This window comes from Komagataeibacter medellinensis NBRC 3288 (genome assembly GCF_000182745.2).
Lineage (GTDB): Bacteria > Pseudomonadota > Alphaproteobacteria > Acetobacterales > Acetobacteraceae > Komagataeibacter > Komagataeibacter medellinensis.
This window is the reverse complement of the sequence record NC_016027.1, coordinates 1,796,736-1,821,052: the sequence shown is the minus strand read 5'-3', so window position 1 is coordinate 1,821,052 and position 24,317 is coordinate 1,796,736. Positions and strand designations below refer to the sequence as shown.

The following is a 24,317-nucleotide window of genomic DNA, read 5'->3' as shown; positions in this document are numbered from 1 at the left end:
GGTTCACGCTGTGTGTTGTCTGCCAGCGGCCATGGCTCAGGTCGCGCATTATACGGAGAGGGAACCCGATGCCCCGTTTCATGAATGATGATGACCGTCCCGACGATGGCGGGAAAGGCAAGCACGCTACCGCCCGCAGTCTGGCCGAGGCCGGGTTGCGTGCCGAGCGTGCGGGCGACCAGGCTCGTGCCGATAAACTATTTGACGAAGCCGAGCGCACTGACCCTGAAGCGCTGGAAACCGTGCTGCGGGACAATCCCGTTCCCCGCCGGCGTGTATCGGGGCGGGGATTTGGCGATGACGCGGGCGTTGCGCGGATGAGCCGTACGGTGGAGCCGGATACCGATGCACCCTCGCGCAGCGGCATTACGCAGGCGGGTAGCGGTGCCGATTCAGAGCAGCGTTAATTCTGTGATCGCGAGAAAAAGTTTTTGATGAAGTTTTTCCAGATCCTGTTTGGAATTATCTTGAATTGATGACTGCGCCAACGAGAGAGATCATGGCTGCGCATGATCTGTCAGTCTTCTCGCTTCGCATGGCGATATGCCTGAACGCCTTGAGCTTGCAGAAGACGTTCTCGATGAGATGGCGTACCTTGCAGGGCGCCATCGAAGGGGTGCAACGCCGACCGTGTCATAATACTGGCCGGGAATGAGCGTGAAGCGGACCAGATTGCCCAGGACATCGGTCATGGCGATGATCCTGGTCGACCACCCTGTCACACTGCGTCCTGTCGCCTGGCTTTGGGGCATCCTTTTGCGCCCTGACCGTGGCGGTGAACCCGAACCACCGTGCTGTCGATCATCGCATAGTCCATGTCGGCATCGTCAGAGACAGCTTCAGAAAGCTGTTTGAAAACACCGGCTTTCATCCAGTCACTGTAGCGGGAATAGACCGGGTTCCAATGTCCGAAATACGTTAGCAGGTCCCGCCACGAACTGCCGGTCCGCGCTATCCATAAGACCGCTTCGATAAAGAGGCGGTTATCCTTCCCGCGACGTCCGCGATCCGTATTCTTGCCAAGGCATTACGGCCCTTTAGAAAACCCAATTCCAAACAGGCCCTGACGCTACAGTTGCATTTTGTGTCGAGTTTTGAATCCATGGATTACCATGATTCAGGATCTGACGAGTGGCGGTGCATCTGTTGTAAAGACGCTGGATTTGTGGGCGTCCAGGCTTCGGACAGTAAAAAGAGTGGATCGCGGCTCTGTTTATGCAAAAGCATGTTGTGGCGTCTGCGTTGCCTTCATTGACGTTCTGATTGGTAATGAACCATGCCAGACGGGATGGAGCAGGGCAGTTCCAGAAGTGTAATAATATTTTATATTCATAGGATATATAGAAAATATAAACTATGAAAATAAGTTGGTTTTAAAATATAACAGATAAACAAAACCTATAATTTTATAGTTTATATTCAATAATATAGAATATTATTTGATGTCGGTCATGGCCAAGCACACATGCGTGCTTGACCCTTGCCGGAAGTGAAGGCGCCCCAATGGGCGGCTTCTGATTGAAAAGGACCAGCGTCACCATGCCCAAAAATGTCGTAAATCCTGAATTCCTGCCGGTCTTGGAAAAAATGCCGTCGTTTGATGGCCTGTCCGGGCGGTCGCTGCCGGAAGTGCGTGAGGTATTCATGACTGCAGTCAGGCTGATTGAAGGGCGCCCCCTGCCGGATATTGAAACGCAGGAAGAATACATTCCCGGCCCTGCTGGCGCACCGGATGTCCGTGTCCTGATCTATCGCCCTCGTGCCAGGCAGCTCAATGCTCCGGCAATGGTCTATATCCATGGTGGCGGACTGGTTTCGGGCCATCCGGAAGTAGATGATCCCAAGTGCCAGGTACTGGCCAGCAGGATGGGGTTTGTCATTGTCTCGGTTGATTACCGGCTGGCACCGGAAGTCAGGTATCCCGGCGCGATCGAGGATTGTTATGCGGCCTTGAAATGGGTGCATGAAAACGCGCCCGGACTGGGTATCAACCGCGACAAGGTTGTCGTGGCGGGTGAAAGTGCCGGTGGCGGCCTGAGTGCCGCACTGGCGCTGATGGCGCGGGACCGCAAGGAATACAAACTGGCCTATCAGTTGTTGATCTATCCTATGCTGGATGATCGTACGGCGACGAAGGTCGATCCCGCGCCCGATTTTGGTGAATATGTCTGGACCCGTTCGGCCAATAAATACGCATGGGAAGCGTATCTGGGGACTGCGGCAGGGGGTGACGACACGCCTGCCTATGCATCGGCCGCGCGGGCAAAGGACCTGTCGGGCCTGCCGCCGACCTTTGTCGGAGTGGGGTCAATGGACCTGTTCCTGTGCGAGGATCTGGACTACAGCCGCCGCCTTATGGCCGCAGGTGTGCCAACCGAAGTCATGGTCGTGCCGGGCGCATATCATGTCTTTGACATGTTCGTGCCCGATGCGGAACTGTCGCGCCGGTTCATGGATGCATATTGCGCGGGCCTGAAGCGGACCCTGAACCTGTAATATAAAGCTTGCCGCCGGCCGTGACCATGTTGTCATGACCGGCGGACGATGGGGCATTTTACCGTGTCGTCATGTTGGTTGGCAGAACAGGGTGATATTTTTATATGCAGTGAATTGCTGAGCGTCTGGTTTGCTTATGGTGCGGGCAAGCAATATCCCTGATATATACACGCATATCATGAACCGGATCACCGTTGGGGAGGGCAGTCTTCCGGCTTCCAGATGGAAGTGTGAAAATATGGTCTGTTATGCTGCCGATTTTCCTGCCGGATTCGGGGAATACGGCCTGAACAAAGCAGGCGTGTCGAGGTACGGGAACAACAAAGGACCACAGCATACCTTCCCGCAGCACGCTTACATGTTCCCATATACCGTTACCTGATTACGCCTGCCAAGCCTGCAGGATATATCCGGATTCATCTCGTCATTTCTTGGATGTATCCACCAGAAGGACATGGATCTGGTCGCTTTGACTTGGAGGCTTGTCTAACAAGACTTCTTGAAAAACATCCTGTAATTATAAGTAAGCTTCTGGTAAAGATTCTTTCAGAGGTCGTTTGGAATTGGGTTTTCTAAAGGGCCGTGATGCGTTTCAAAGTTGAGATGGATCGCTTCATCCTGACCGATGCCCAATGGGCGAAAATGGAACTGCTATGCCTTGGCAAGAAGACGGATCGGGGATGCAGCGGGAAGGATAACCGCCTCTTTATCAAAGCGGTCTTATGGATAGCGCGGACCGGGAGTCCGTGACGGGACCTGCCAACGTATTTCGGACATTGGAACCCGGTTTATTCCCGCTACAGTGACTGGATGAAAGCCGGTGTTTTCAAACGGCTTTCTGAAGCTGTCTCTGACGATGCCGACATGGATTATGCGATGATCGACAGCACGGTGGTTCGGGTTCACCGCCACGGTCAGGGCGCAAAACAGGACCCCAAAGCCAGGCAACAGGACGCAGTGTGACAGGGTGGTCGACCAGGATCATCGCCATGACCGATGCCCTGGGTAATCTGGTCCGCTTTACGCTCATCTCCGGCCAGCATTATGACACGGTCGGCGTTGCACCCCTGCTCGAACCGGTGGATTCCGAGGGAATTCTTGCTGACAAAGCGTTTGACGTCCACTGGATCGTGGACGCCCTACACGCGCAAGGTGCCTGCGTGGTCATTCTCCAGCGCAAAAACCGCATCGACAGGCGCCCCTTCGATGGCGCCCTGCAAGGTAGGCCATCTCATCGAGAACGTCTTCTGCAAGCTCAAGGCGTTCAGGCGCATCGCCATGCGAAGCGAGAAGACTGACAGATCATGCGCAGCCATGATCTCTCTCGTTGGCGCAGTCATCAATTCAAGATAATTCCCAACAGGTTATTTTCAAACAGTCTCTTAAATGGAGCCGTCTAAAGCGATGGCCCCCACATACCCGCCACAAACACGATTGCCCCAAGGGCAAGCATGGCGATATGGAACATGACCTGCCCTGGCATGTAGTCGGGCGTTATGTTCAGTCCGTGGATGAACTGGACCACCACCAGTGTTAGCCCAACCACGCACAGGCCGATGCGCACGGGGCTGACCGTAACGGGCCATATCGGGTTCTTGCGGTTCATGGCGGCAGCTCTCCAGGTTTTGGTGCCAGCATGCCATAAAAACCGGCGTGGCAGAAGCAGCGTCTTTCATGTCAGGATTTGCCCCCGTCGCCGTGCATGCTATGCGCATGCTAGGCCATACGGGTCATGGCTACCGGTGAACTGACAGGAAAAGAATGCGCCTTGATCGCTGTGCCCCTGCTGGCACGCTTGCCGCCTGTGCTGTGATGACCGTGCTGCTGGCAGCACCCGCGCGGGCACACCCCCACCACCATGGGTCGAACGTGGTCGCGCGGCATACCACCACCACCGAGGCACCGGTAGGTCCGCCCCTGCCTGATGGCCAGGTTTTCCTGCCTCCGCCGCCGGGACCGGAGACGGCGCAGCGCGCGGCGGATGCTTCCATCTATGCGGCTACCCGTGCATTGGAAGGCACGCTGCGGTGGAAGCTGGCGCAGGCCGATAACCGCGATACGCCCGCCCATCTAGTCTCGGCCTTTTCCTGCGCGGTGGGCTTTACCCTACCGCCCGAACACCTGCCGGAGTTGGTAGGCCTGTTTGCCCGTATCGAACGCCGGCTTGACCCGGCCGTGCACGCGCAGAAAACGCTATGGAACCGCCCACGTCCGTTTACCGAAGCCGAATTGCCGTTGTGCATTCCCCTGCGTGCCAGTCTGCGGCAGGACCCGTCCTACCCCTCGCTCCATGCCACGCTGGGCTGGGTGGCGGGGCTGATCCTGGCCGATATCCTGCCCGAACGCACGGCATGGATCATGCAGCGTGCCCGCGTGTTCGGGGAAAGCCGGGTTGTGTGCGGCGTGCAGTGGCAGAGCGATGTCACGGCGGGTTGGCTTAATGGTGGCGTGCTGTATTCCGCCATGGAGCAGGATGAGGGCTTCCGGCAGGAAATGGATGCGGCCCGGACCGAGGTCATGGCCCTGCGCACCACCATGGCCGCACCGCCCGCCGCCGAATGCGCGGTGGAAGCGGATGCCGCTGCCCATCCACCCCAGTAGATAGTTCACAAGTAATAAAAGTTTTTGGTGAAGCTTTTTTCTAAAAACACGGCACCCAAAAACTTCTTTACGTTTTACATCCTTAAAGGATCAGGACAGGAACCCGATCCGCCGGTTGCCGTCCCGCCCCGCCGTTTCCGTCCGCAGGCGCTCAAGCAGTTCATCCGGCGTGGGGTCTTCATCCAGCAGGCGCGCCCGGCGCAGCACCAGCGCGAAATCCGATGGTACCAGTGTGCGCACATGGCGTAGCGCGGCGGGTGCGGTCTTGCCAAAGAAGCTCTGGAACGCATGCGCCGCCTGCTGTTCGGTCAGGTAGTCAAAACGCGCGCGGAACAGGAAGCGCCGCATGCTGGCGGGGTCCAGCTTTTCCACCAGGTTGGTGGTGCAGGCAAAGGGCAGCGGGTGCTGCTCCATCCATGTCAGCATTTCGTTGACCTGGCTGATCTCCCATGAGCGTTCGGCCGCCCGGCGGTCGCCCAGCAGGCTGTCGGCCTCGTCAATTACCAGAAAGGCGCCACTGTCGCATGCTTCGGCAAAGGCTGCGGCAATCTGCTGCTCGCTCTGGCCGACATACTTGTCCAGCAGGTCAGACGCGCGCTTCTGCAGCACCGGCATGTCCATCCGGGTGGCCAGATGGCGGGCATAGGCACTCTTGCCTGAACCCGGCGGCCCGGACAGCAGGAGTGACACCGCGCGCGGCGCGCCGGGGCGGGCAAGGCGCGCGGTCAGGGCATTGAGGTCGCAATCCGCATTGATCAGCGTTGCATCGTAATCCGCCACGTCCGGCTGTGATGGCATGGGCATCTGGCCGCCTGCGGCCGCACGGGCAATACCGGTCGCGATCATGCTGGCCATGGCCGAATCCCCATTTGCCAGATGGGTGGAGCGCAGCGCGTTGCGGAAAATGGCCGGCGCTGCGGGAATGGCACGGGCAAGGTCGGCGGCATCCGCCGGGGCCAGGGCCACCTTTTCCTCCCGTGCCATGTCCTGCCACAGGCGGGTGCGCACACCGATTCCGGGCTGGCGGACTTCGATGCACAGCGCCATGCGCCGCGCAATGGCGGGGCCAAGCGTATTCAGGTCGTTTGCTGTCCAGATGACGGGCGTGCCGCCCTGTTCCAGCAGGCGATGGAAGAAGACACGGCTGTAGGACTGTGGCGGGTCGAACAGACTGGCGGTGAACAGGTCCTCCGCCTCGTCAAACAGCAGGATGGAATCGGTGTTGCGCAAAAGCCGCGTGCTGCACCGCAGGTCGGCCAGGCGTTCATGACGCGAAGGTTCGTCGCCTGCGCTGTCGGCTTCACCCACAGGGTACAGGGTTGCGCCGATATGGTGGGCCAGCGTTGCCGCAAATTCGGTCTTGCCGGTGCCCGGCGGACCGTACAGCAGGATATTGATGCCCGTAGCATGCTGCGCGATGGCGGCTTTCACCAGCTTTGCCGCGATCTCCGCCTGCTGGCCCAGATGAGCAAAGGCATCCCATGGCAGGGTTGCCGCGCGCGGCTGGCCCAGCAGCAGGGAGCGAATGTCGCCCACTACGTTTGCGCGCCGGTTCATCAGCGCCATGAGACGGGGCAGCAGGGTAATGTCGCCATCCTCGTCCACGGTCATCAGCCCGCTCATGCGCAACTGGCCATCCGGGGCCAGGGCAGTGGCGATCGCATCCTCCTCTTGCCCTAGAAGCAAGTGCAGCAGCGGGATATCCTCGCACAGGAACGGCCCGCGCGAGCGGTTCTCGCACAGGTCATCCCACAACTGTTCGAAATGCCCATTCAGCCGGTAGCACATGGCAAGGCCCAGCACTTCGCTTGCCACCCGGCCCAGCCCAGTGGCCTGGGTCAGTTCCTCGAGCCACGTATCCACGTAACCCCGGTCGCCCGCATGCTGGAGGCGCACTTCCTCCAGCGCGTGACCAAGGCGCTTCCATTCTGTGGCGGTGGGCGGGTTCTCGCCATCATGGCGGGGGCTGGCGGGCAGATCCTTGTCCGGCAGGCCCAGATCGGGCTGTGCCTGCACCACGCAGCGCACCAGGGCGCCTGCATCACGTGACCCTCGGTGGATCGAACCATGCAGGATACACAGCATTTCCAGCAGGCGGCGTGTCTCACCCCGTACGCGTGGTGAGCGGGGCTGGGCCGTCCGGCGCCGGGGTACCGGTTTTCTGCTTCTGGCTAGCGCCATGTATCGGGTCTCCTGCTACTCCTGTGCAATATAGGGGTTGCTGGCGCAGATGTCGCGTGGGGAAGGGGAATATGTTTTCCCCCACCCGCGTTCAGTTGCCCCCCGACAGGGCGAAACCGGTCTCGACCTGGTCCAGCATGGCATCAAGCCCGGGGCGGCGCAGGGGGTCGGTACCAGTGGCCACATGGGTGCGTGCACGTTTTTTCAGGCTGCCGGCAACCCGCGAACTGACCGGTCGCGTTGCACCATGGCGAAGCAGGTCGGCAATGCTTGCGCTCTGTTCATGAGCGGCCAGGATGACCGAGAATGCCATTTTGTTGACGATGCTCTCGAACTCGAACCGCCCGAAGCGCGAGCGGCAGCGGCTGAACTGTTCCAGCGCCGTGGCATAGTTTTCCACTGCGGTGGGCTGATTTGCGGTACGGAAATGCTGGGTATGGTAGCGCGATGCCTGGATATGCTCCTCACGCGCAAGATCCCATTCGCCAATCGCCGTGCATTCCGTCTCGAGCAGGCAGTGCAGGGCCCGGGCATTAAGGCATGCCGCAATGAAATCAGGGTGCGTGATGTCGTTCCATGACAGGGACTGCCCCGCGCGCCGCAGGGCAAAGCGGAAGCCGCGGTGACCGTCAATGCCGTACAGGATGGTGGTGTTACCACGACACAGCGGGTCGACGCCTGTCACCATGATATGACCGCTATCGGCACGGTGCATGTAGTGCTGCCACGTTAGGACATCAAGCAGGGTCTCGTCATCCACCATCCGGTCGGTATGGCGGCGGACATGCTGCATGAAACTGGTCGCTTGCAGGCCGGTTACGGCACGGGGCGAAAAATCGACCTGCCACCACATACTCGCTCGCAGCAGATGGAATGCAAGCGAGTCGCGCAGCGCGGCCAATTCGGCATTTTCCGTGGCGGGGCTGTCCATCTGTGCATCGCACAGGGCCTTTACGGCACTGAAGCGGTGCGCAAGCATGTCAAGCTGCCGCGTGACTGGCTGCCATGGGTCAAAATAGCTTACCAGCGTCTCGGGGTGCGAATGCTGCAGATGCCAGGCAGCCGGGGCGGTGTGAAGTTCACGCATCAGGCAGTCCTTGAAGTATCTGTGGCCGAAGGATCAGGGCGGGTTGGCGGTCCGAGCAAAGGGCTACGTCCGCATGGGTTGGTCCCCGTACCGTGCAGTGTTGCCGGTAATGGGGATAACGGCATGTTTCCCCTATACATCAGGGGCGTGTGTGACACGCGTGCCATGGGGTGCCGCATTGATGTATGTTACAGGCATATTATGTGATATTGCTAATTAATATCACATTAAATTCATGACAGATTTTTATGCCTGCTGGGGCGGCGCCATGGGCTACCCTGAATCTAACGCGGTATGTGGCGGATAAGTTCGCGGGTCATGCGGGCAATATCTACCCCGGCCCGGCGTATGACCGAACGACTGGTATGTTTGGCATCGACCAAGGTTACGGTTCCGGCCGCAGACAGGGTATGCAGCCCGTCGGTTGCGGGGCGCCATGGGGCGGGCGCATGGAGCATGGGTCGCGGATGAGCTGCGAATTCCCGGGTGGTCAGGGTGGTTATGGCCAGTGGCGTGATAGCCCCGCCATAAGTTTGCGCGCAGTCCTGCGTAGGCAGGATGATGGTACCGTCCTCCATGGCCACCGGCGTGCCACCGGGGCGTGCGCTGTGGATATCGCGGCGTACGGGGTTACCGGGGTGCTGGTGCCATGGGCCAGCCAGCCTGTCGGCCCAGGCAACATGCAGCGTATCGACGCGGGGCCGCTCAAGTTCATGCCACGGTGTGTAGAACAGCCACCACCGTCCATCATGGAACAGGGGGGAGGCGTCGATCATGGGGCCGGGAAAGGCGCACCCTTCCACTTCCTGCCAGCGATAGGGAAAATCCGTTGCGCGGTACAGGCGCTGCCTGCCGCTGCCACCCGATTCCGGCATCATGACGAATGTACCGTCCCGCTCGCGTAGGATAACGGGATAGGACAGGTGCCACGGTTCCACCAGTACGGGCGCATGGGCCAGCAGGCGCAGCGCGCGGTCGAGGATGAATACATCGATCCGCCCGACCCTGACGCGGTAGTCATAGGCCTCGGCAAACAGGTACAACCTGTTTTCGTGCCAGATGCCAAACGGGTCGGCAAGGAAGCGGAAGGGGCCGGGATCGGGCAGCCACGTAACCGGCAGGCCATCCAGTTGCCCCGCACGCAGTATATCGGGCAGAGGGCGATCGATAATGCCCGTCTGCCATATGTCGGTCCGGCCCAGTCCCATGCGTGCGGTCCCTGTTCATTCCTGCCATGGCGGATTTGCAAATACGCATATGCTGCAATATGCCAGCTATCATCTGTACCAGAGGCACATGTCAGGGGAATAGCAAGCATGGGCAGGGCGGAACAACCCCGTTGCCGGACCATGGGGGGAGCAGGCAGGGAGATGGCAGTGGCGGGCCTACCGGGCACCGCAGCCCTGTATCCTGTCTGCCACCATGTTTGCGACAATGGTACGACCGGTGCCCCCATTGCCCATTACGCATGGGTCATGCGCCAGCAGGCTACGTCGGGATGAGGTATGCGCGTGGGGCCGCCATGCCTACGCCGCCCCCTGTCGGGATGCTGGAGATCGTGGCGTTTGGCGCGGGTGACATGGGGTTCAACATCATCTGGGGGCTGATGCTCAGCTACCTTGCATACTTCTATACCGAAATCTGCCTTTTCCCGGTGCAGATGGTGGGCTTCATGCTCATGGCCGCGCGCGCGGCCAGCCTGCTGACTGATCCGGCAGTGGGGGTGTGGATTGATCGCAGGCCGGTGGGCAGGCAGGCCCTGCCGCTGCTGCGCGCGGGCATTGTGCCGTTCATGCTGCTGGTCATGCTGACCTTCGTGCCACTGCCAGGTGGGTGGCCGGTCGTGGTGCGCGGCGTCTGTGCCGCCATGGGCTACATGGGCCTGTGCGTAGCCTATGGCGTGGTCAACACCGCCTATGGCGCCATGACCAGCCTGATCACATCTGTCCCGGACATGCGCCTGCGCCTGGCTACCAGCCGCATGGTCGGGGCTACGCTGGGTGGGTTTGTCATCAGCATCGTGACCCTGCCCGCAGTGGACTGGCTGGGCCATGGCAACCGGCAGGTAGGATTTGCCCTGTTCATGGTGGGGGTGGCGTGTGTTGTGGGTGGACTTTTGTGGCTGTCGGCCCGTTTCTGCCACGAGCGCGTGGTGACGCCCGCGCATGCCGGTAAAACGGTGCGTGCGCCTGTCCGCCGGCTTGTAGCCGCCCTTATGGCCAACCGGAGGTGGCGGCGGCTGACCGGGGCCATGCTGCTGACCATGCTGGGCAGCACCTTCCTGTTTGGCGCGCTGGTATATGATGTGCGCTATGTGCTGGGGCAGAAGGACTACATGGCGGGCGGACTGCTGGGCCTGATCAGCCTGATGGTGCTGGTGGGGTGCTGTGTGTCCCTGCCACTGGCGCTGCGGTGGGGGGCGGCGCGCGTCATGCGCGGTGGTACAGTAGCGGCGGGGGCTGTTTTGCTGGTGGCGTACGGGCTGCCTGCGCGGTTGGAGGTAACGGGCAGCCTGCTTGCATTGTTTGGCCTGTGCGTGGGGATCTGCAACCCGGTCTGTTTTACCCTGCTTGCGCACTGTCTGGACCGGGACCGTGTGGCTGGTGGCGTGCAGACGGTGGGGCTGGCCTGGGCCCTCAACTCCACGGCGTCCAAGATGGCGTTTGACATTGGTGGCAGCCTGCTGGCCGGGGTGCTGGCGGCATTTGGCCTGACCAGCGGGGAGAGCGTACAGTCAGCGCATGCGCAGGCAGGTATTCATGCCGGCTTCCTGCTGGTGCCAGGCGTGCTGTACCTGCTGGCGGGTGGAGTGGTGCTGCGTGCGCTGTCCGCTCAGAACCCCGTGGCCGCCGTAAACAGCACGGCCAGCCCGCCGCCCACGTAGTATTGCGGTCCGTTAGCCGCTGTAAGCGTTGGGGTTGCCACGCCAGAGAGGTAATGCTGGTTGGTGATATTGTTGAAATTCATCCGAAATTCAGGGTGCGCGAGAAACGCGTGGTCATCCATCCGGTACCCGATGGCCAGGTTGCCCGTGGTGTGGTCGGGCATGCGCTCATCATTCATGAAGGTGGCATACTGCCGCCCGACATAATGGATGGATGCCATGCCGAAAAAGTGCCCATCATCATAGCTCAGCCCGGCGGAAGCCTGCAGCCGCGGGCTTTCCACCGCGGTTTTGCCGCGTGTGGCCAGCAGGCCGGCTCCATTGGGGATGTCGCTGTCGATGGTGGCATGCAGGTACTCGCCCGACACGTAGGGCGCCCAGTGGTGCCAGGGCTTCATACCGATTTCCACATCTACCCCGCGTGAGGTCTGGCCGCCACCATTGATGGTGGATTCGATCTGGCCGATCTGGGTCTGGATCTCGCGGTTGGTGAAGTCGTAATTGAACAGGGTCAGGCTGCCCATTAGCAGGTTGCCGTTATAGCGGTAGCCCAGTTCTTCCGACACGGAATATTCATTTTTAAGCTGTGTTGTGATGCCGCTGGCCGTGACCCCACCGAATAGTGCGGTCTCATCTGGCGTGCGGAAACTGGTGGTAGTGTTGAAGAATACCATGTGGTGTGGCGTGATGGCATAGCGGATCGCGATACGCGGCAGGGGGGTGGCACTGTTGCTGCCAGCAGCCGTCTGCACCCCGGCAGAGGTAGTGGTGCCGGTGCGGTCCAGCATCACTTCCTTGAAGCCCACATCGACCATCAGCCTGCGGCGCAGGAAATGCATCCGGTCACCGATATAGAGGGCATTGGTCTGCGATACCATGTGATAGCTGCCCGCATTCACCTGCTGTCCACTCGCGTCAAGCAGGGTGCGACTAATCCGGTCCACCCATATGTCGGTCGCATAACCCTGTGCATTGACGGCGGTGAAGGGCTGGTGTTCGCTATCATCGGAGTAGTCGTACCAGTAGCCGAACACCAGGTCATGATTGCCCAGTTGCCAGTCCAGCGTAGTGTTGAAGCCCGAGCGGTAGCTGGTCTGCTTCCAGTTGGCGCGTACCACCGCATTCATGTCGCACCCTCCCGTGCCGTCACATAGCCCGGCATCGCCCATGGTCGTGCCGCTGGGGTTATTGCCGTAGCTCCACTGCGCATAGGGCGTGACCTTCAGGTGCAGGTTACGTGCCAGCGTGAAGCGCGCGGGGGCCGCCATGTAGGCAATGCGTTCGGGTTGACGGTACAGTTCCCAGTAGTTGGTGCCGTCTGCGGCATTGTTCGGGTTGTAGCTGGCGGCAAGGTTGTTGGCGGCCCCATGCGGCCCCTGTGCCTGCCAGTTGGCCTTGTTCACGGTGGGGTAGTAGCTGGCCACCATCGTGTTCCATGTGCCGATCAGCGAGACCCGGTTGCCATCCCCCCATTCGCGCAGGAACTTGAAGTCTATGTGCTGGCGCTCGTCATGGCCGGGGCCACGCCAGTTGTCGGTATAACCGTGGGAGTAGGATACGAAACCACGCAGGCCCGTATTGCCGATCTGCCCGGTTTCAAGCCGCAGGAACTGCCGGTTGGTGTTGTATGACCCGTACGAGACATCCGCATATCCCCCGGCCCGCAGGGAGGGGTCACGGAAGGTCATGTTCATCAGGCCACCCGCCGCGTTGAGCACAGGGGCATCAAGGTCGGCTGCCCCCTGCGCGAGGGAGACGCTCTGGTAGTTCTCGGTATCAGCAAACTGGCCGGGATAGCCGTTGTAATAGGCAATATCGTTGAGCGGCATGCCTTCAAGCAGGTAGCCGATCGAATCTCCGCCCAGTCCACGCACGGTTATGTTGGTCTGGGGTGAAAAGCCCAGCGCGTCTGATGAGGCCACGTTGGCGCCGGGTAGCAGGCTGACCATGTCGAACGCCGTGGCACTGGGGGCCTGCTTGCGCATGAAATCCGTACCGATCGTACTGACCGATTTCGGTGCGTCTTCCTCGCGGATCAGGCCGCCGCCGGGCTGGGTGCCCACTACATGCTGGCTTGTCACGGTCAGGGTTTCCGCCTTGTCGGGCGGGGCGGTCGTGCCCTGCGGGCCAGGCGGGGTGGTGCTGCCCTTGCGCGGCGTGGCCAGGGCAGGATCAACACTCATGCCCAGCAAAGCACCCAGTGCTACGCCAAGCGTCAGCCGGGATGAAAGGGGGCAGGCCCGCGGCGCAGCGGGGTGGCGGGTGGCGTGCGGCATGGGGCGTTCCTGCAAAAATCTTTTTATTTCATTATTATGTGTCAGTGCGGGCGGGTATGAGATCGCTTTGAACAAATGCGGGACCGATATAGTATACTCGCGTGACGTATCGTAAGCCCTGATATCGGGCATATCCCGTATAAATGTACGGACAGGTGGAAAGGTTTGCGGGTGGAACAGGAATCGGCACATATCGTAAGCAGTTACGAGCAGGAACTCGAGCAGATGCGCTCCATGATGGCGCGTATGGGCGGCCTGGTGGAACGGCAGACCTCGCAGGCTGTCGCGGCCATTGCTGATATGGATGAAAATGCCGCTGGCGTTGCTTCCGACCTCGACCCCCAGGTCGATACGCTGGAACGCGATGTGGAGGCGATGGTCATCCGCATACTCGCCCTGCGCTCGCCCGTGGCAGGTGACCTGCGCGAGGTCGTCTCGGCACTCAAGATCACGGGAGACCTAGAGCGTATTGGTGACTGCGCGGCCTCCATCGCCCGGCGTTCGCTGCGCGTGGAACTGGTGAACGCGCGCGTATCGCTCAGCGGCCTGCGTGGTATGGGCCGGCTTGTGCAGGACAACCTGCGGCGCGCGATTGATGCGCTCGGCCAGCGCAATGCCGACCTTGCGCGGGAAGTTTGGCAGTCCGATACGGCGGTGGATGAACTCTATAACGCCATGTTCCGTGAACTGGTTACCTACATGATGGAAGATCCGCGTAACATCAGCGCCTGTACCCACCTGTTGTTCATTGCCAAGAACCTGGAACGTATCGGTGACCATGCCACCAACATTGCCGAGCGCGTGTACTATACCGCAACCGGTGAGATCCTGCCGGTGGTGCGCCCGCGCGGCAGCTTTTCAGGACAGGGGAGCTAGGTGCCGTGAACCCACAGGTTGACCGGCCGCTGCGCATCCTTGTGGCGGAGGATGATGCCGCCCTGTCCGTCATGCTGTCCTACAACCTTGAAGCGGCGGGCCACGCGGTCATGCCCGTGGATAACGGGGTGGATGCCCTGCGGGAGGTAACGGAATGGAAGCCCGACCTCGTGCTGCTGGACTGGATGATGCCCGGCCTGTCCGGGGTGGATGTGTGCCGCAGGCTGCGCATGGCCACGACCACGCGCTACCTGCCTGTGATCATGCTGACCGCGCGTGGGGAGGAACGCGATTCCATCCATGCACTGGATACCGGGGCTGATGACTATCTGGTCAAGCCCTGCGGGATGGATGTACTGCATGCGCGCGTGCGTGCGGTCATGCGGCGGTGTGCGGGCCGAGGCGTGGCGGGAGGCGCTGAACAGGATGCTGATGTACTGCGCTTTGCCGATGTGACGGTGGACCATGGCGGCCGTCGGGTCACGCGCGGCGATAGCACGATCGCCCTTGGTCCGACCGAATACCGGATCCTGCTGCATCTGCTGCGTAACCCGCGCCGCGTGTTCTCACGCGCGGAAATACTGGCTGCCGCGTGGGATGATCGCATTCATGTGGAAGAACGCACGGTGGACGTGCACATCCGCAGGCTGCGTCTGGCGCTGAACGCCAGCGGTGGCGCGGACCTGATCCGCACCGTGCGTTCCAGCGGTTACATGCTTGATGATGGCAAGGCGAACTAAAACATTCCTACCGAAAACCGGTTCGGTGAAAATGTCCTGATTTATTGCTTTTAAGGGCATCTTCACCTGTTTGGACGCACGCATCCAAACAGGGTCTGCCTAGCCGGCCCCGTTCAGTCGGGCCTGTTTGCCATAACGTTTCATGGCCCGTTCGCGCCGCAGGGGCGAGAGGCGGCGGGTCCAGAAAATGCCGTTGATCTGGTCGATCTCGTGCTGCAGGCAGACGGCCAGCAACCCTTCGGCCTCTTCTTCCATGTCCACGCCATCGGGTCCGGTATGGCGCACCCGTACGCGCGCGGGACGGGTGACGGGGGCATGGATACCGGGCATGGACACGCTGCCTTCCTCGCCCGTTGCGGTTTCGCTGTCCTGCCACACGATCTCGGGGTTGGCATAGATTCGTGGGCCGGGGCCTTCGGGCAGGTCAATGACCACCAGCCGCAGCAGAATACCCACATGGCACGCCGTAATGCCTATGCCCGGTGCGGCGTGCATTGTCTCCAGCAGATCACGCGCCAGTCGAGCGGTCTGTGTGCTGGTTGCATCAACCGGTGTGGCCACCTGCTGCAGGCAGGCATGCGGGTAGCGGATGATCGGCAGGATGGCCATTGTGTGGGTCCGTTCAGTACAGGAAGGGACCGTTATCGTCCGGGCTGACGTTGGTGTAGTAGGGAATATAGAAATTCATGCCAAACGGGCTGTAGGTATGGTCCACGCCAGATACGGGGCGGATGGGCTTCACCTTATGCTCGTCCAGGCAGTCGTACAGCGTCTCGCGCAGGTGTTGGGTGTCTTTGTCCGACTTTGGTGCGCCGAAAAACAGGTCATGCGCGTAAGGTTTGCACGCCTGTGGCGTGTGGTCGTAATAGGTGGCGTAGCGTTCCTGCCTGTTCTTGCTGATATCGGCATCGGATACCCACTGGTGGCTGGCGGCAGTGGTTGTCCATATTTCCTTCCAGTCCGTGCGCATGTTGGGCAGGCGGGCAACGGCCACGCCATCCTGCCGGGTGCCGTCCTGGCGCACCAGCGTACCATGGCAGGACATGACCTGCATGTGGTCGTTGTAGACAGCACTTTTTATCGTGCCGTTCTCGAAGCGCCGGGCGGGGGAGGTGCTGGTCGTGCCCTGGTTGGCAATGGCCACGATGGCGGTGTCTACGGCTGGTTGCTGGCAGTAATTCACCATGGGGCGGGGCGTATGCTGCGCGCAGGCGGCCATACCAAGCGGAAGACATAAAGCTACAAGACGGCGCAACGCTCTTATCCTTTTTTTATGGTGCGGTACAGGGTGGCTTCCCATGCCCGTTTCACCCGGGGTACAGGAGGGGGTTGGCTCCCACAATGATATAAATTTTCAATCCGGGTCTGTGCTTTTGTCTTCTCTTGCCTGTTGGCTGGTATGGGGGTGTGTGTGGCGTGCGCCCTTAAAATGTCAGGCTGGTATGCAGGCCGAATATGGCTTCATTCCCCACGCGACGCCGTCGGGTCCAGTCGGGCGTTCCGCCCGAAGGGTGCCAGACGTACTGGAAGTCAGGCTGCATCACCATCCACGGCGTGACCTGAGCCTGATAGGTCAGTTCCAGGTGGTTTTCATTGCCCTGCACAAGCGTCTGCCTGTCTCGATCAAATTGCCGCAGGCCAGAACTGGCGCGACCGATGCCCCAGCCCAGACCGATCGTATCGTTGTTACGCCCCCTGAACGGCGCCTTCAGGTTCAGTCCTGCGTCAATGGCGAAGCTGATCTGGTTACGATCGCCGCCATTACCGGTGGCGCGCACGAACACACCCACCGAGCGGGCGGATGTTAACGAGGGCCGCCAGATCATCTGGTCAATGATGCCGTAGACCATCCAGTTACCCCGGTCCCAGCGCGGGGTCAGGTCGCTTTCGGTGCTGGCGGGATTGACCGAGGCCGCACCCAGTGAGCCACCATTGCGGTTGTAGCGGTAGTCGGCGAACTTCGCGGTATCATAGAACCCGCCCAGCTTGTACACGCCCGGCAGGCCGGGGTTCTTGGTCACGTTGGACATGTCGGCAGGCTGGGGGTTGAGCGCGTATTGCAGTTCGGTCATCAGCAGCGCCCCGGTGTTCATGTTGAAATTGGTACCGTTGGCGCCATCATAGGTCTGGCTGGTGGGGTCGGAATTGTAACCGCTGAGTGACCCGGTGGCCTGCTGGATGGGGGTGGAATTGTAACGGTTGCCCGGCGGGTTGTCGTCCGCTGCCGCAAACATGAAGGTGAACTTCTCGCTGGGCCGGTAGCGGATACGGATGGCGGGGGATGACAGCGGCCAGGACGGGCCGCCGCCATACAGGTTGACCGATGGCGCCATGGGCCAGCCGAAATTGGCGTTGAGGTAAAGCGAGGCGTAATCGCTGATCAGGAATTCGGTATCGAGATCCTGCTGCCCCACCTTTACATCCAGCTTGCCGCCAAGGAAGGACTGCTGGTACCACAGTTCGAACAGGCGGGTGGAGTGGTCGGCCTCGAACCCACTTATGGGGTTGAAGTTGGCCAGGTGGTCCTGCGAGATCGAGCGCCCGTGTATCTGCAGGGCGCTGACATTGAACAGGCCACCCTTCAGCCCGAACAGCTTTTCGGTATCGACGGTAAGTGTTGGCATGGTCACGCCATCATAGGACGGGCCGGTACCCGAGCCTGCCGCGCCATCATTACCCGAAGCCGAACCGCCAGTGCCGTTGCCCCACAGTTCATCGACTTCCTGGATGTCAAAACTGATGCCATGCCTGTACAGCCATGGCCGCGCGCCCCACATGTTGCCCAGCAGGTTGCCGCTGGTGTCCAGCCTGTCGCCATCATCGGCGGCGGCTTCGTGTGCTTTCTGCGCATCAGCCTGCGCGCGTTCGGAATCCCGCACGGTGGCGGGGTCGATCTGCTGGATCAGCGGTGTGGAATTGCCAAGGCGGGCGCGGTCATCGGCAATCTGGGTCGGGAGCGCCTGCGCACGGGCCGTGACCGTGCCTGTGCCGATCAGCGCACAGGACAGGAAAAGGGCGCGCGGCAGGATCACGCGCCGTTGCGGGTGAGGTATGGGAAAAATTTTCATGAAATGGAGACATCCCGTCAGGATGGGCCTGACCCCGGTGGGCCAGAAAGGGAATGACCCCGCAATGGAGCCAACACTGCTACGGGGTAACGGGCGTTCAGGTAATCTGAGGCATGGTCCGGTATCCATCTCCGGTCGATCCCGCCCGGCAATATCGCAAATAACAACGGCAGGTCTCCTGACTTGCGGGTCATGGTGCGCCTGCTGCAATGGATGACGCACTCTCCGCCTACAGTTGCGGGCATAGTTGCCGACTACACCCCCGGGTTTTCAAAAACCCAGCCAGGGCTTACGGCATTCCCTTTCTCACCCGCTTGCACGGGACCGTTGACTTCCGCCCCGAACCTAGAGTGTGTGCAGCCCGGCAAGATCATGGTACGGACTGGGTTGCCATGAGGGTCATGACTTCGTCCATGGTGGGGGCGGCCTGCGCGGCACCTGCCCGCGTGGTGGCCAGGGCACCGCACGCAGCGGCAATCCGTACGGCCTGCCCCAGCGGGTGACCCGTAACCAGCGCCGTGGCCAGGCCCGCGTTGAAGCAGTCGCCCGCCGCCACTGTATCGATGGCATGCACCCTGAAGGGGGGAACAAAACCCTGTGCATCGGGGGCGGAATAGACCACGCCCCGGTGCCCCAGCTTGATGATGGCGGTGCCCACGCCGCGCGCGTGCAGGATGCGTGCGGCGGCCAGGGCGGTTGTCTCATCCGTCGGTTCAATGCCGGTCAGGGCGGCGGTTTCACGCTCGTTAGGGGTGATGAGATCGGCCAGCGCGCAGAGTGCTTCGGGCAGGCCATCGGTGGGAACCGGCGCGGGATCCAGCATGACCGGTATGGCATGCGCCCGGGCGTGGCGGGCGATGGCCAGCATCAGCGTGGGGTCCATTTCCATCTGCATCATGACCAGCCCGGCCCCGTCCAGCGCGGGCAGGATATGGGCCAGGGATGCGTCGGTATGGGCCATGTTGGCCCCACCATCCACCAGGATCTGGTTCTGACCCGCCGCGTTGATGGTAATGAAGGCGCGCCCCGTGCCGCAGGTGGTATCTTCAAGCAGCCAGCGCGTGTTCACTCCGGCAGCCTCGAGTGTCGTACGCGCCATGTCAGCCAGCATGTCTTGGCCGGTCCACCCAGCCAGCGCCACCGTCTGTCCCAGCCTGGCGACCGCCATGGCCTGGTTGGCGCCCTTGCCACCCAGACCGGTGGAGGAAGAACGGACATGCATCGTCTCGCCTGGCTGGGCAAAGCGGGTGACATGCATGACAAAATCGATGTTGGTGCTGCCGATCACGGCAATATGGGTACATGGGCTGGACATGAGGAACCTGCAGGAGGACTGGAACGGATGACGGGTCCAATCATACCATCATCGGGTGTGATGGAGTAGGGTGGCCGCTTTATTCTGGCACGACCCATTCCACGCTGGCCTGTGCTTCACCATCGCCCAGATGACGGGCCAGCATGGCGGTTACGGCGCGCGCGGTGTGTTCAAACTGGAATGGTGGGTTGGCGATAAGAAGCCCGCTGCCGTTCAGTCGCGCAGGGTCAAGTGGCGGGCGCAGTGTCAGTTCGATGGCCAGCAGGTTGCGTTGGCCCGCATCCTTGAGCGTGTTGAGGAAGGCGCGCGTGGGCGCACGGTGCTTGATGGGGTACCATGCGGCAATCATGCCAGTGGCAAAGCGCCGCCGGGCCGTGATGATGGCCTGCGCCAGGCGATCGAACTCGCCGGGCTGTTCAAACGGCGGGTCCATGAGCACCAGCCCGCGCCTGGCGTGCCGGGGCGGCAGCAATGCGGTAATGGCCTCGTAGCCATCGCGGCCATGCACGGATACGGCGGGGTCGTGGCGGAACAGGCGTCTCAGGCTTTGCTGGTCCTGATGGTGAAGTTCACAGCAGGTCAGGCTGTCATCGGGGCGCAGCAGGCGGGCGGCAAGGACGGGAGAGCCGGGATAGAATAACTGGCCATCATGGGCTGCCATCACCGCCCGGACCATGTCCAGCCACTGCTGCAGGCACGGGGGTGTTGCCGGGTCGGTTGGCAGGGCCAGCAGGCGGCCGATGCCTTCGCGCCATTCACCTGTGGACTGGGCTTCCCGCCCCGAAAGGTCGTACAGTCCGATACCGGCATGCGTATCAAGGATGGAAAACGGCGAGGGCTTGCGGCGCAGCATGTCGATCAGCGCCACAAGCATGACGTGTTTCATGACATCGGCAAAATTGCCTGCATGATAGCTGTGTCTGTAATTCAATGTCCTGTTGCCCCGCAGCATGCCGGCCCCCATGGGGGTATCAGGCAGGAGTGTTACTGCAAGGCCATGCCTTTTTCCATGGGGGACGTGCCGCCCTGTGACGGGTGGAGCGTGCCCTGGGGCCGATCCTGTTCGAATGCGTGCATTCAGACAGGTGAGGATGCTCGTAAAAACAGCAGACTGGAGCATTTTCACCGAACCGGTTTTTTGGTGGATATTTCCTAACCGCGCAAGGCCGCGCGCCCGATAGCCGGGTCATCGGTAAAGAACCCGTCCAGTCCCATGTTCAGCATGCGCTGGATTTCGGCAATGGAGCCGCGTGGGTTGCGGGCATCATCGCCACGGTCATCGCGCAGTTGGGCGGGCAGGAAACGGTTTTCGGGCCGAAAGGTATAGGAATGGACCAGCAGCCCGGCCCGGTGTGCGTCATCAATCAGTGTGGTTGGCTCAAGCCATGCCCCGGTGGCGTCACGCGGAATGATGTCGGTATTGGATGGCCCGATCACATCGGCATACTGGCGTACGCCCGCCAGCCCTTCAGCGCTCATCAGGTCGCCGAAGGTCAGGGGGCGGGATGTGCCCAGCGTGTCGGGTACATGCTGCGTGCGTTCCCCCATCAGGAACATCAGGCGGGCCTGCGGGTTGATGGTCTGCACCCTGCCGTGCAGTGCGCGCAGGTTTGCGGTCTCGAAGGACTGTACTTCAAGCGGGCAGAAACGCGTGTATTCGTGGGCCGCGATCACGCGCAGGAATGTTTCTTCTGGTATGTGGCCCAACTTGTGGAAATGGGTGGAATTCTTGATCTCGGGTATCAGTCCGATCACGCGCCCGCGGGCTGCGGCTTCGGCTGCGACAAAATCGATGACTTCCTCAAAGGTCAGGATATCGAAATGCCCGTCATAACGGGTGTTGTGCGCGCGCACCGTGGGCAGGCGTTCTTTTGCGCGCAGGGTCTTGAGTTCAGCCAGGGTGAAGTCGGTGGTGAACCAGCCGGTCTCCTCCATGCCATCAATGGTCTGGGTGCGGCGGCGGGAGGCGAACTCGGCATGGGTTGCAACATCCGTCGTGGCGGCGATGTTGCTTTCATGGCGGGCGATCAGCACGCCATCACGGGTGGGCACCAGATCAGGCTCGATATAGTCGGCCCCGTCCATGATGGCGCGCGCATAGGCCGCCAGCGTGTGTTCAGGCCGAAGCGCCGAAGCGCCACGGTGTGCCATGAGCAGTGGCACCGGTGCCAGCGAAGGGGCCGCATGGGCATTGCGCGTAAGGAGCAGGCTCATGCCCATAAGAGTGCCTGTTATGGTCTGTCTGCGTGTTAGCATGAACCCGTATCCCTAGAAGCTGGCGCCAATGGTAAGAAAGAACATGCGCGGCGCAATGGGAAATGCGGAATACTGACCGCTGGCATAGGAGGTGCTGAGTGTGGACCACCCGCGCGTGCCGGTCAGGTTTGTGATGTTGCCCTGTACCTTGAGGCCCTGGACATGGGGAATGCCGCGAATGGTGTAACCTGCGTTGATGCTGAACAGGGCATAGGACTTGACGGAAAGGTCATTGGTATAGGTCGTGTACCGTTTGCCGATCACATCACCGATGAACTGGGCATAGAAATTGCCCCAGTTGGTGGAGGCTACGAATTTTTCTGTCCAGTTGGGAATGCCGACAACATTTTTCCCTGCGGTGGAAACCAGGGTGGTGCCGCTCATGTAATTGTCGTTATAGACCGATTTGTTATAGGACAGCGCATTATAGAATGAAAAATGCCGCCCGAACTGGGCCGTAAAGGAGAAATCCATACCATCGGTCGATACCGAGCCAACATTGGTCAGGACCGTGGCGCTGCCCACGATCGAGGCAATGGTGGGTGTGGACGAGACGGCCAGAAGGCGGTTTGAAAAGTGGACGTGGTAATATTCGATCTGCCCGCTGATATTGGTAAGGGGGCCGGCATTGAGGTGGCGGTTGGTACGGAACCCGGTCTCATAGGTCCAGGCGGTTTCAGGCTTGCCTTCCTTCTTGAACAGTTCAAAGGCTGACTGGCTGGTCATGCCCCACGGACTGGCGTTACCGTAACCTGTATCCTGGAATGAACGCATGTTTTCCTGGATGTTGGCGAACCACTGCTCATGCGGCGTAATGTTCCACAAGGCACCGAATGAAGGCAGGAACGGTTTTACGGTCGCGATCCGGCCACCGGGAATGGTCTGAGCCGATGCGGGAGATAGCGAACCCGGAAGCCCTGCTACCGGCAGGATGCCATTCGTATAGACCAGTTCGGACTTGAAGCCAGCGTTCAGATTGAAATTCTTGGTAATCTGCCAGCTGTCCTGAAGATGGGTAGTCCATGTATTGGTATAGAAGTAATTGGTATACTGATGGATCAGCGGATTGGACTGGCGGTCATAAGGTGTGGTCGGGCTGTTTATGTCAAATGCATACCAGCGACGGGCCTGTGTGTTGTTGTTGCGCTCGTACCAGCCACCCAGTTCAATATGGTGGTGTCCAACATCGTAATGCAGGGTGGACATGAGACCACCGCGGTTGTCCCAGTATTCCGTCGTGCGTGTGGCCATGCCCGAGCCACCAAAGACATCGGAAAGCTGACCTGAAGAATAACTGGGGAAATAGGCGCTGAACAGTGTCGGCAGGCCCGCCGCTGAAATCGGTCCGGCCACGACACCTTCACCCAGATCATGATGGTAATAGATCTGGTTGTCCCAGCGCAGGTGGGAATTGAAAGTGTGGGACCACTTTACATAAGCCAGAAAATCTTCACGCTGTGCATCGGAATAGTAATTGCGGTAATTAAGCCCCGCGTTCTTGTAAGCTGATGAATTGTAGTAATTAACGGCCTCGTTCAGGTTGGGGTACATGAACGGGCGGACATACAGGCTGCCGCCCATGGGTTCGACAACGCCATCCTCGTTGGGTTCGACCTTGTCCGACCAATCAAAGAAAGCCGTGACTTTGTCCTTGGACCCCTGATGTACGAATTTGGCGTTGACCTGATTACCACCCTGGTGCCCTGCAAAGTCCCATGCCCGCGCATCCTGGCGTGCCCACGAGAAATAGGCGGAGTTGCCATTGCCGAAATCACCGGTATCGACGCGCGCAAATGTGCGGAAGGTCGACCAGCTGCCAAAGGTCTGGGATAACTGCCCCCCGGCCTTGTGCAGCGGGTCCTGTGTGGTGAATTCAAGTGATCCGCCCAGATTGCTTGTCGAGGCCGTGCCAAGCGCACCCGAGCCCGTTGCCACCGAGGCGGAACCAATGTTTTCACTCAGCGCCGCACGCTGGGGGGAAAGCCCGTTATAGTTGCCGTAGGACTGATCGCCCAGCGGGACGCCATCAAGGGTGAATCCAAGCTGGTTCTGGTTGAAACCATGAATGTAGAGTGATGAATTCTGTTCGTTATTGCCCCAAGGATCGGCATTTTCGAACACGACGCCCGGCAGGATCTCGAGTGCCTTGAGCGGGTTTATGCCCGGCAGCAGGCGCTGCAACTGGGTATGGTTGACGCTCTGCTCGGAACGCGAACGTTTGGCGGTAGCCATGATCTGTTCCACATTGGCAGAGGACGCCTGCACACCCTTGCCGGCCGTGTTCGTAGCCTGGGCAGAAGCCCGCGCAGGCTTGCGGTCCTTTGTGTAAGGCTGGATGGTCTGTGCATGTGCCGTGGAGAGCGCCAGAACGGAACAGAACAGGCCTAGGGTAATACGGCCATTGAGCAGTAATTTCGGTGCCACAGGTCTTTTTTCCCGCAATATAAATAGCAGGAACCGTATAGGGATTCATTTTCGGGATTTCATATTAAGGTTTTATGACGGTGCTGTTCTGCAACACAGGGATGTGAACTGAA

At 60.4% G+C, this 24,317-nt stretch carries 19 protein-coding genes, 2 pseudogenes and 1 riboswitch; of the genes and pseudogenes, 8 read left to right on the top strand and 13 right to left on the bottom strand.

The features are described from left to right. The first annotated feature begins 68 nt into the window (after nt 1–68). On the top strand, nt 69–407 hold the full coding sequence (locus GLX_RS08455; protein ID WP_041247292.1) for a hypothetical protein: 339 nt from the start codon (nt 69–71) through the stop codon (nt 405–407). Between the two features lie 55 nt (nt 408–462). Here the strand turns inward: GLX_RS08455 and GLX_RS17200 are convergent. Beyond that, nucleotides 463–1,021: pseudogene (locus GLX_RS17200) on the bottom strand (IS5 family transposase); the annotation flags it as partial. A 518-nt stretch (nt 1,022–1,539) separates the two neighbouring features. Between GLX_RS17200 and GLX_RS08450 the strand changes: the two are divergent. Together GLX_RS08450 and GLX_RS17195 are read left to right on the top strand one after the other, a co-directional pair. Further along, a complete protein-coding gene (locus GLX_RS08450; RefSeq protein ID WP_014105567.1) occupies nt 1,540–2,496 on the top strand; it encodes an alpha/beta hydrolase in 957 nt (318 codons plus the stop codon). A 603-nt stretch (nt 2,497–3,099) separates the two neighbouring features. After that, nucleotides 3,100–3,849, top strand: a pseudogene (locus tag GLX_RS17195) (IS5 family transposase). Between the two features lie 43 nt (nt 3,850–3,892). Here GLX_RS17195 and GLX_RS08435 read toward each other — a convergent pair. Then, nucleotides 3,893–4,102 carry a hypothetical protein gene (locus GLX_RS08435; protein ID WP_014105564.1) on the bottom strand — a complete coding sequence of 70 codons (210 nt, stop codon included), beginning with the start codon at nt 4,100–4,102 and terminating at the stop codon, nt 3,893–3,895. Between the two features lie 155 nt (nt 4,103–4,257). Here GLX_RS08435 and GLX_RS08430 point away from each other — a divergent pair, with 155 nt between their 5' ends. Further along, a complete protein-coding gene (locus GLX_RS08430) occupies nt 4,258–5,097 on the top strand; it encodes an acid phosphatase (protein ID WP_014105563.1) in 840 nt (279 codons plus the stop codon). 90 nt (nt 5,098–5,187) lie between these two features. Here GLX_RS08430 and GLX_RS08425 read toward each other — a convergent pair whose 3' ends face one another. The 3 genes from GLX_RS08425 to GLX_RS08415 form a co-directional block, all read right to left on the bottom strand. Further along, nucleotides 5,188–7,182 (bottom strand): AAA family ATPase, encoded by a 1,995-nt coding sequence (locus GLX_RS08425; protein WP_041247291.1) that lies wholly within the window; start codon nt 7,180–7,182, stop codon nt 5,188–5,190. Between the two features lie 187 nt (nt 7,183–7,369). Then, nucleotides 7,370–8,365, bottom strand: a complete 996-nt coding sequence (locus GLX_RS08420; RefSeq protein ID WP_014105561.1) for a hypothetical protein — start codon at nt 8,363–8,365, stop codon at nt 7,370–7,372. 284 nt (nt 8,366–8,649) lie between these two features. Further along, nucleotides 8,650–9,573, bottom strand: a complete 924-nt coding sequence (locus tag GLX_RS08415) for a glucosamine inositolphosphorylceramide transferase family protein (RefSeq protein WP_014105560.1) — start codon at nt 9,571–9,573, stop codon at nt 8,650–8,652. Between the two features lie 108 nt (nt 9,574–9,681). On the opposite strand from GLX_RS08415, the gene GLX_RS18065 reads away from it, so the two are divergent. Beyond that, nucleotides 9,682–9,867, top strand: coding sequence for a hypothetical protein (locus tag GLX_RS18065; RefSeq protein WP_148268565.1), 186 nt, complete (start codon nt 9,682–9,684; stop codon nt 9,865–9,867). Beyond that, the gene (locus tag GLX_RS08410) at nt 9,864–11,249 is read left to right on the top strand and encodes an MFS transporter (protein WP_041247290.1); all 1,386 of its coding nucleotides are present in this window, start codon (nt 9,864–9,866) and stop codon (nt 11,247–11,249) included. The genes GLX_RS18065 and GLX_RS08410 overlap by 4 nt, the downstream gene beginning before the upstream one ends. On the opposite strand, the gene GLX_RS08405 is transcribed toward GLX_RS08410, so the two are convergent. Next, the gene (locus GLX_RS08405; RefSeq protein ID WP_041247289.1) at nt 11,198–13,525 is read right to left on the bottom strand and encodes a TonB-dependent receptor; all 2,328 of its coding nucleotides are present in this window, start codon (nt 13,523–13,525) and stop codon (nt 11,198–11,200) included. The two genes, GLX_RS08410 and GLX_RS08405, sit on opposite strands and share 52 nt — an antisense overlap. Nucleotides 13,526–13,696: 171 nt before the next feature. Here GLX_RS08405 and phoU point away from each other — a divergent pair, with 171 nt between their 5' ends. Together phoU and GLX_RS08395 are read left to right on the top strand one after the other, a co-directional pair. Continuing rightward, nucleotides 13,697–14,401, top strand: coding sequence for a phosphate signaling complex protein PhoU (phoU, locus tag GLX_RS08400; protein WP_014105557.1), 705 nt, complete (start codon nt 13,697–13,699; stop codon nt 14,399–14,401). Nucleotides 14,402–14,406: 5 nt separating this feature from the next. Continuing rightward, complete coding sequence (locus GLX_RS08395) at nt 14,407–15,141, top strand: response regulator (RefSeq protein ID WP_014105556.1); 735 nt, start codon at nt 14,407–14,409, stop codon at nt 15,139–15,141. 99 nt (nt 15,142–15,240) lie between these two features. Here the strand turns inward: GLX_RS08395 and GLX_RS08390 are convergent, their stop codons facing one another. The 7 genes from GLX_RS08390 to GLX_RS08360 form a co-directional block, all read right to left on the bottom strand. After that, nucleotides 15,241–15,750, bottom strand: a complete 510-nt coding sequence (locus GLX_RS08390; RefSeq protein WP_014105555.1) for a peptide deformylase — start codon at nt 15,748–15,750, stop codon at nt 15,241–15,243. A gap of 13 nt (nt 15,751–15,763) precedes the next feature. Next, nucleotides 15,764–16,396, bottom strand: a complete 633-nt coding sequence (locus GLX_RS08385) for a hypothetical protein (RefSeq protein WP_231850305.1) — start codon at nt 16,394–16,396, stop codon at nt 15,764–15,766. Between the two features lie 169 nt (nt 16,397–16,565). Beyond that, entirely contained in the window at nt 16,566–18,209 is a 1,644-nt protein-coding gene (locus tag GLX_RS08380; RefSeq protein ID WP_148268564.1) for a carbohydrate porin, read from the bottom strand. A gap of 151 nt (nt 18,210–18,360) precedes the next feature. Next, nucleotides 18,361–18,553, bottom strand: a riboswitch (cobalamin riboswitch). A gap of 26 nt (nt 18,554–18,579) precedes the next feature. Continuing rightward, complete coding sequence (locus GLX_RS08375; protein ID WP_014105552.1) at nt 18,580–19,524, bottom strand: ribokinase; 945 nt, start codon at nt 19,522–19,524, stop codon at nt 18,580–18,582. Between the two features lie 79 nt (nt 19,525–19,603). Further along, nucleotides 19,604–20,455, bottom strand: a complete 852-nt coding sequence (locus tag GLX_RS08370; protein WP_041247750.1) for a 23S rRNA (adenine(2030)-N(6))-methyltransferase RlmJ — start codon at nt 20,453–20,455, stop codon at nt 19,604–19,606. 221 nt (nt 20,456–20,676) lie between these two features. Next, on the bottom strand, nt 20,677–21,780 hold the full coding sequence (locus GLX_RS08365; protein WP_014105550.1) for a glycerophosphodiester phosphodiesterase family protein: 1,104 nt from the start codon (nt 21,778–21,780) through the stop codon (nt 20,677–20,679). A gap of 12 nt (nt 21,781–21,792) precedes the next feature. Next, entirely contained in the window at nt 21,793–24,204 is a 2,412-nt protein-coding gene (locus tag GLX_RS08360; RefSeq protein WP_014105549.1) for a TonB-dependent receptor, read from the bottom strand. Between the last annotated feature and the right edge of the window lie 113 nt (nt 24,205–24,317).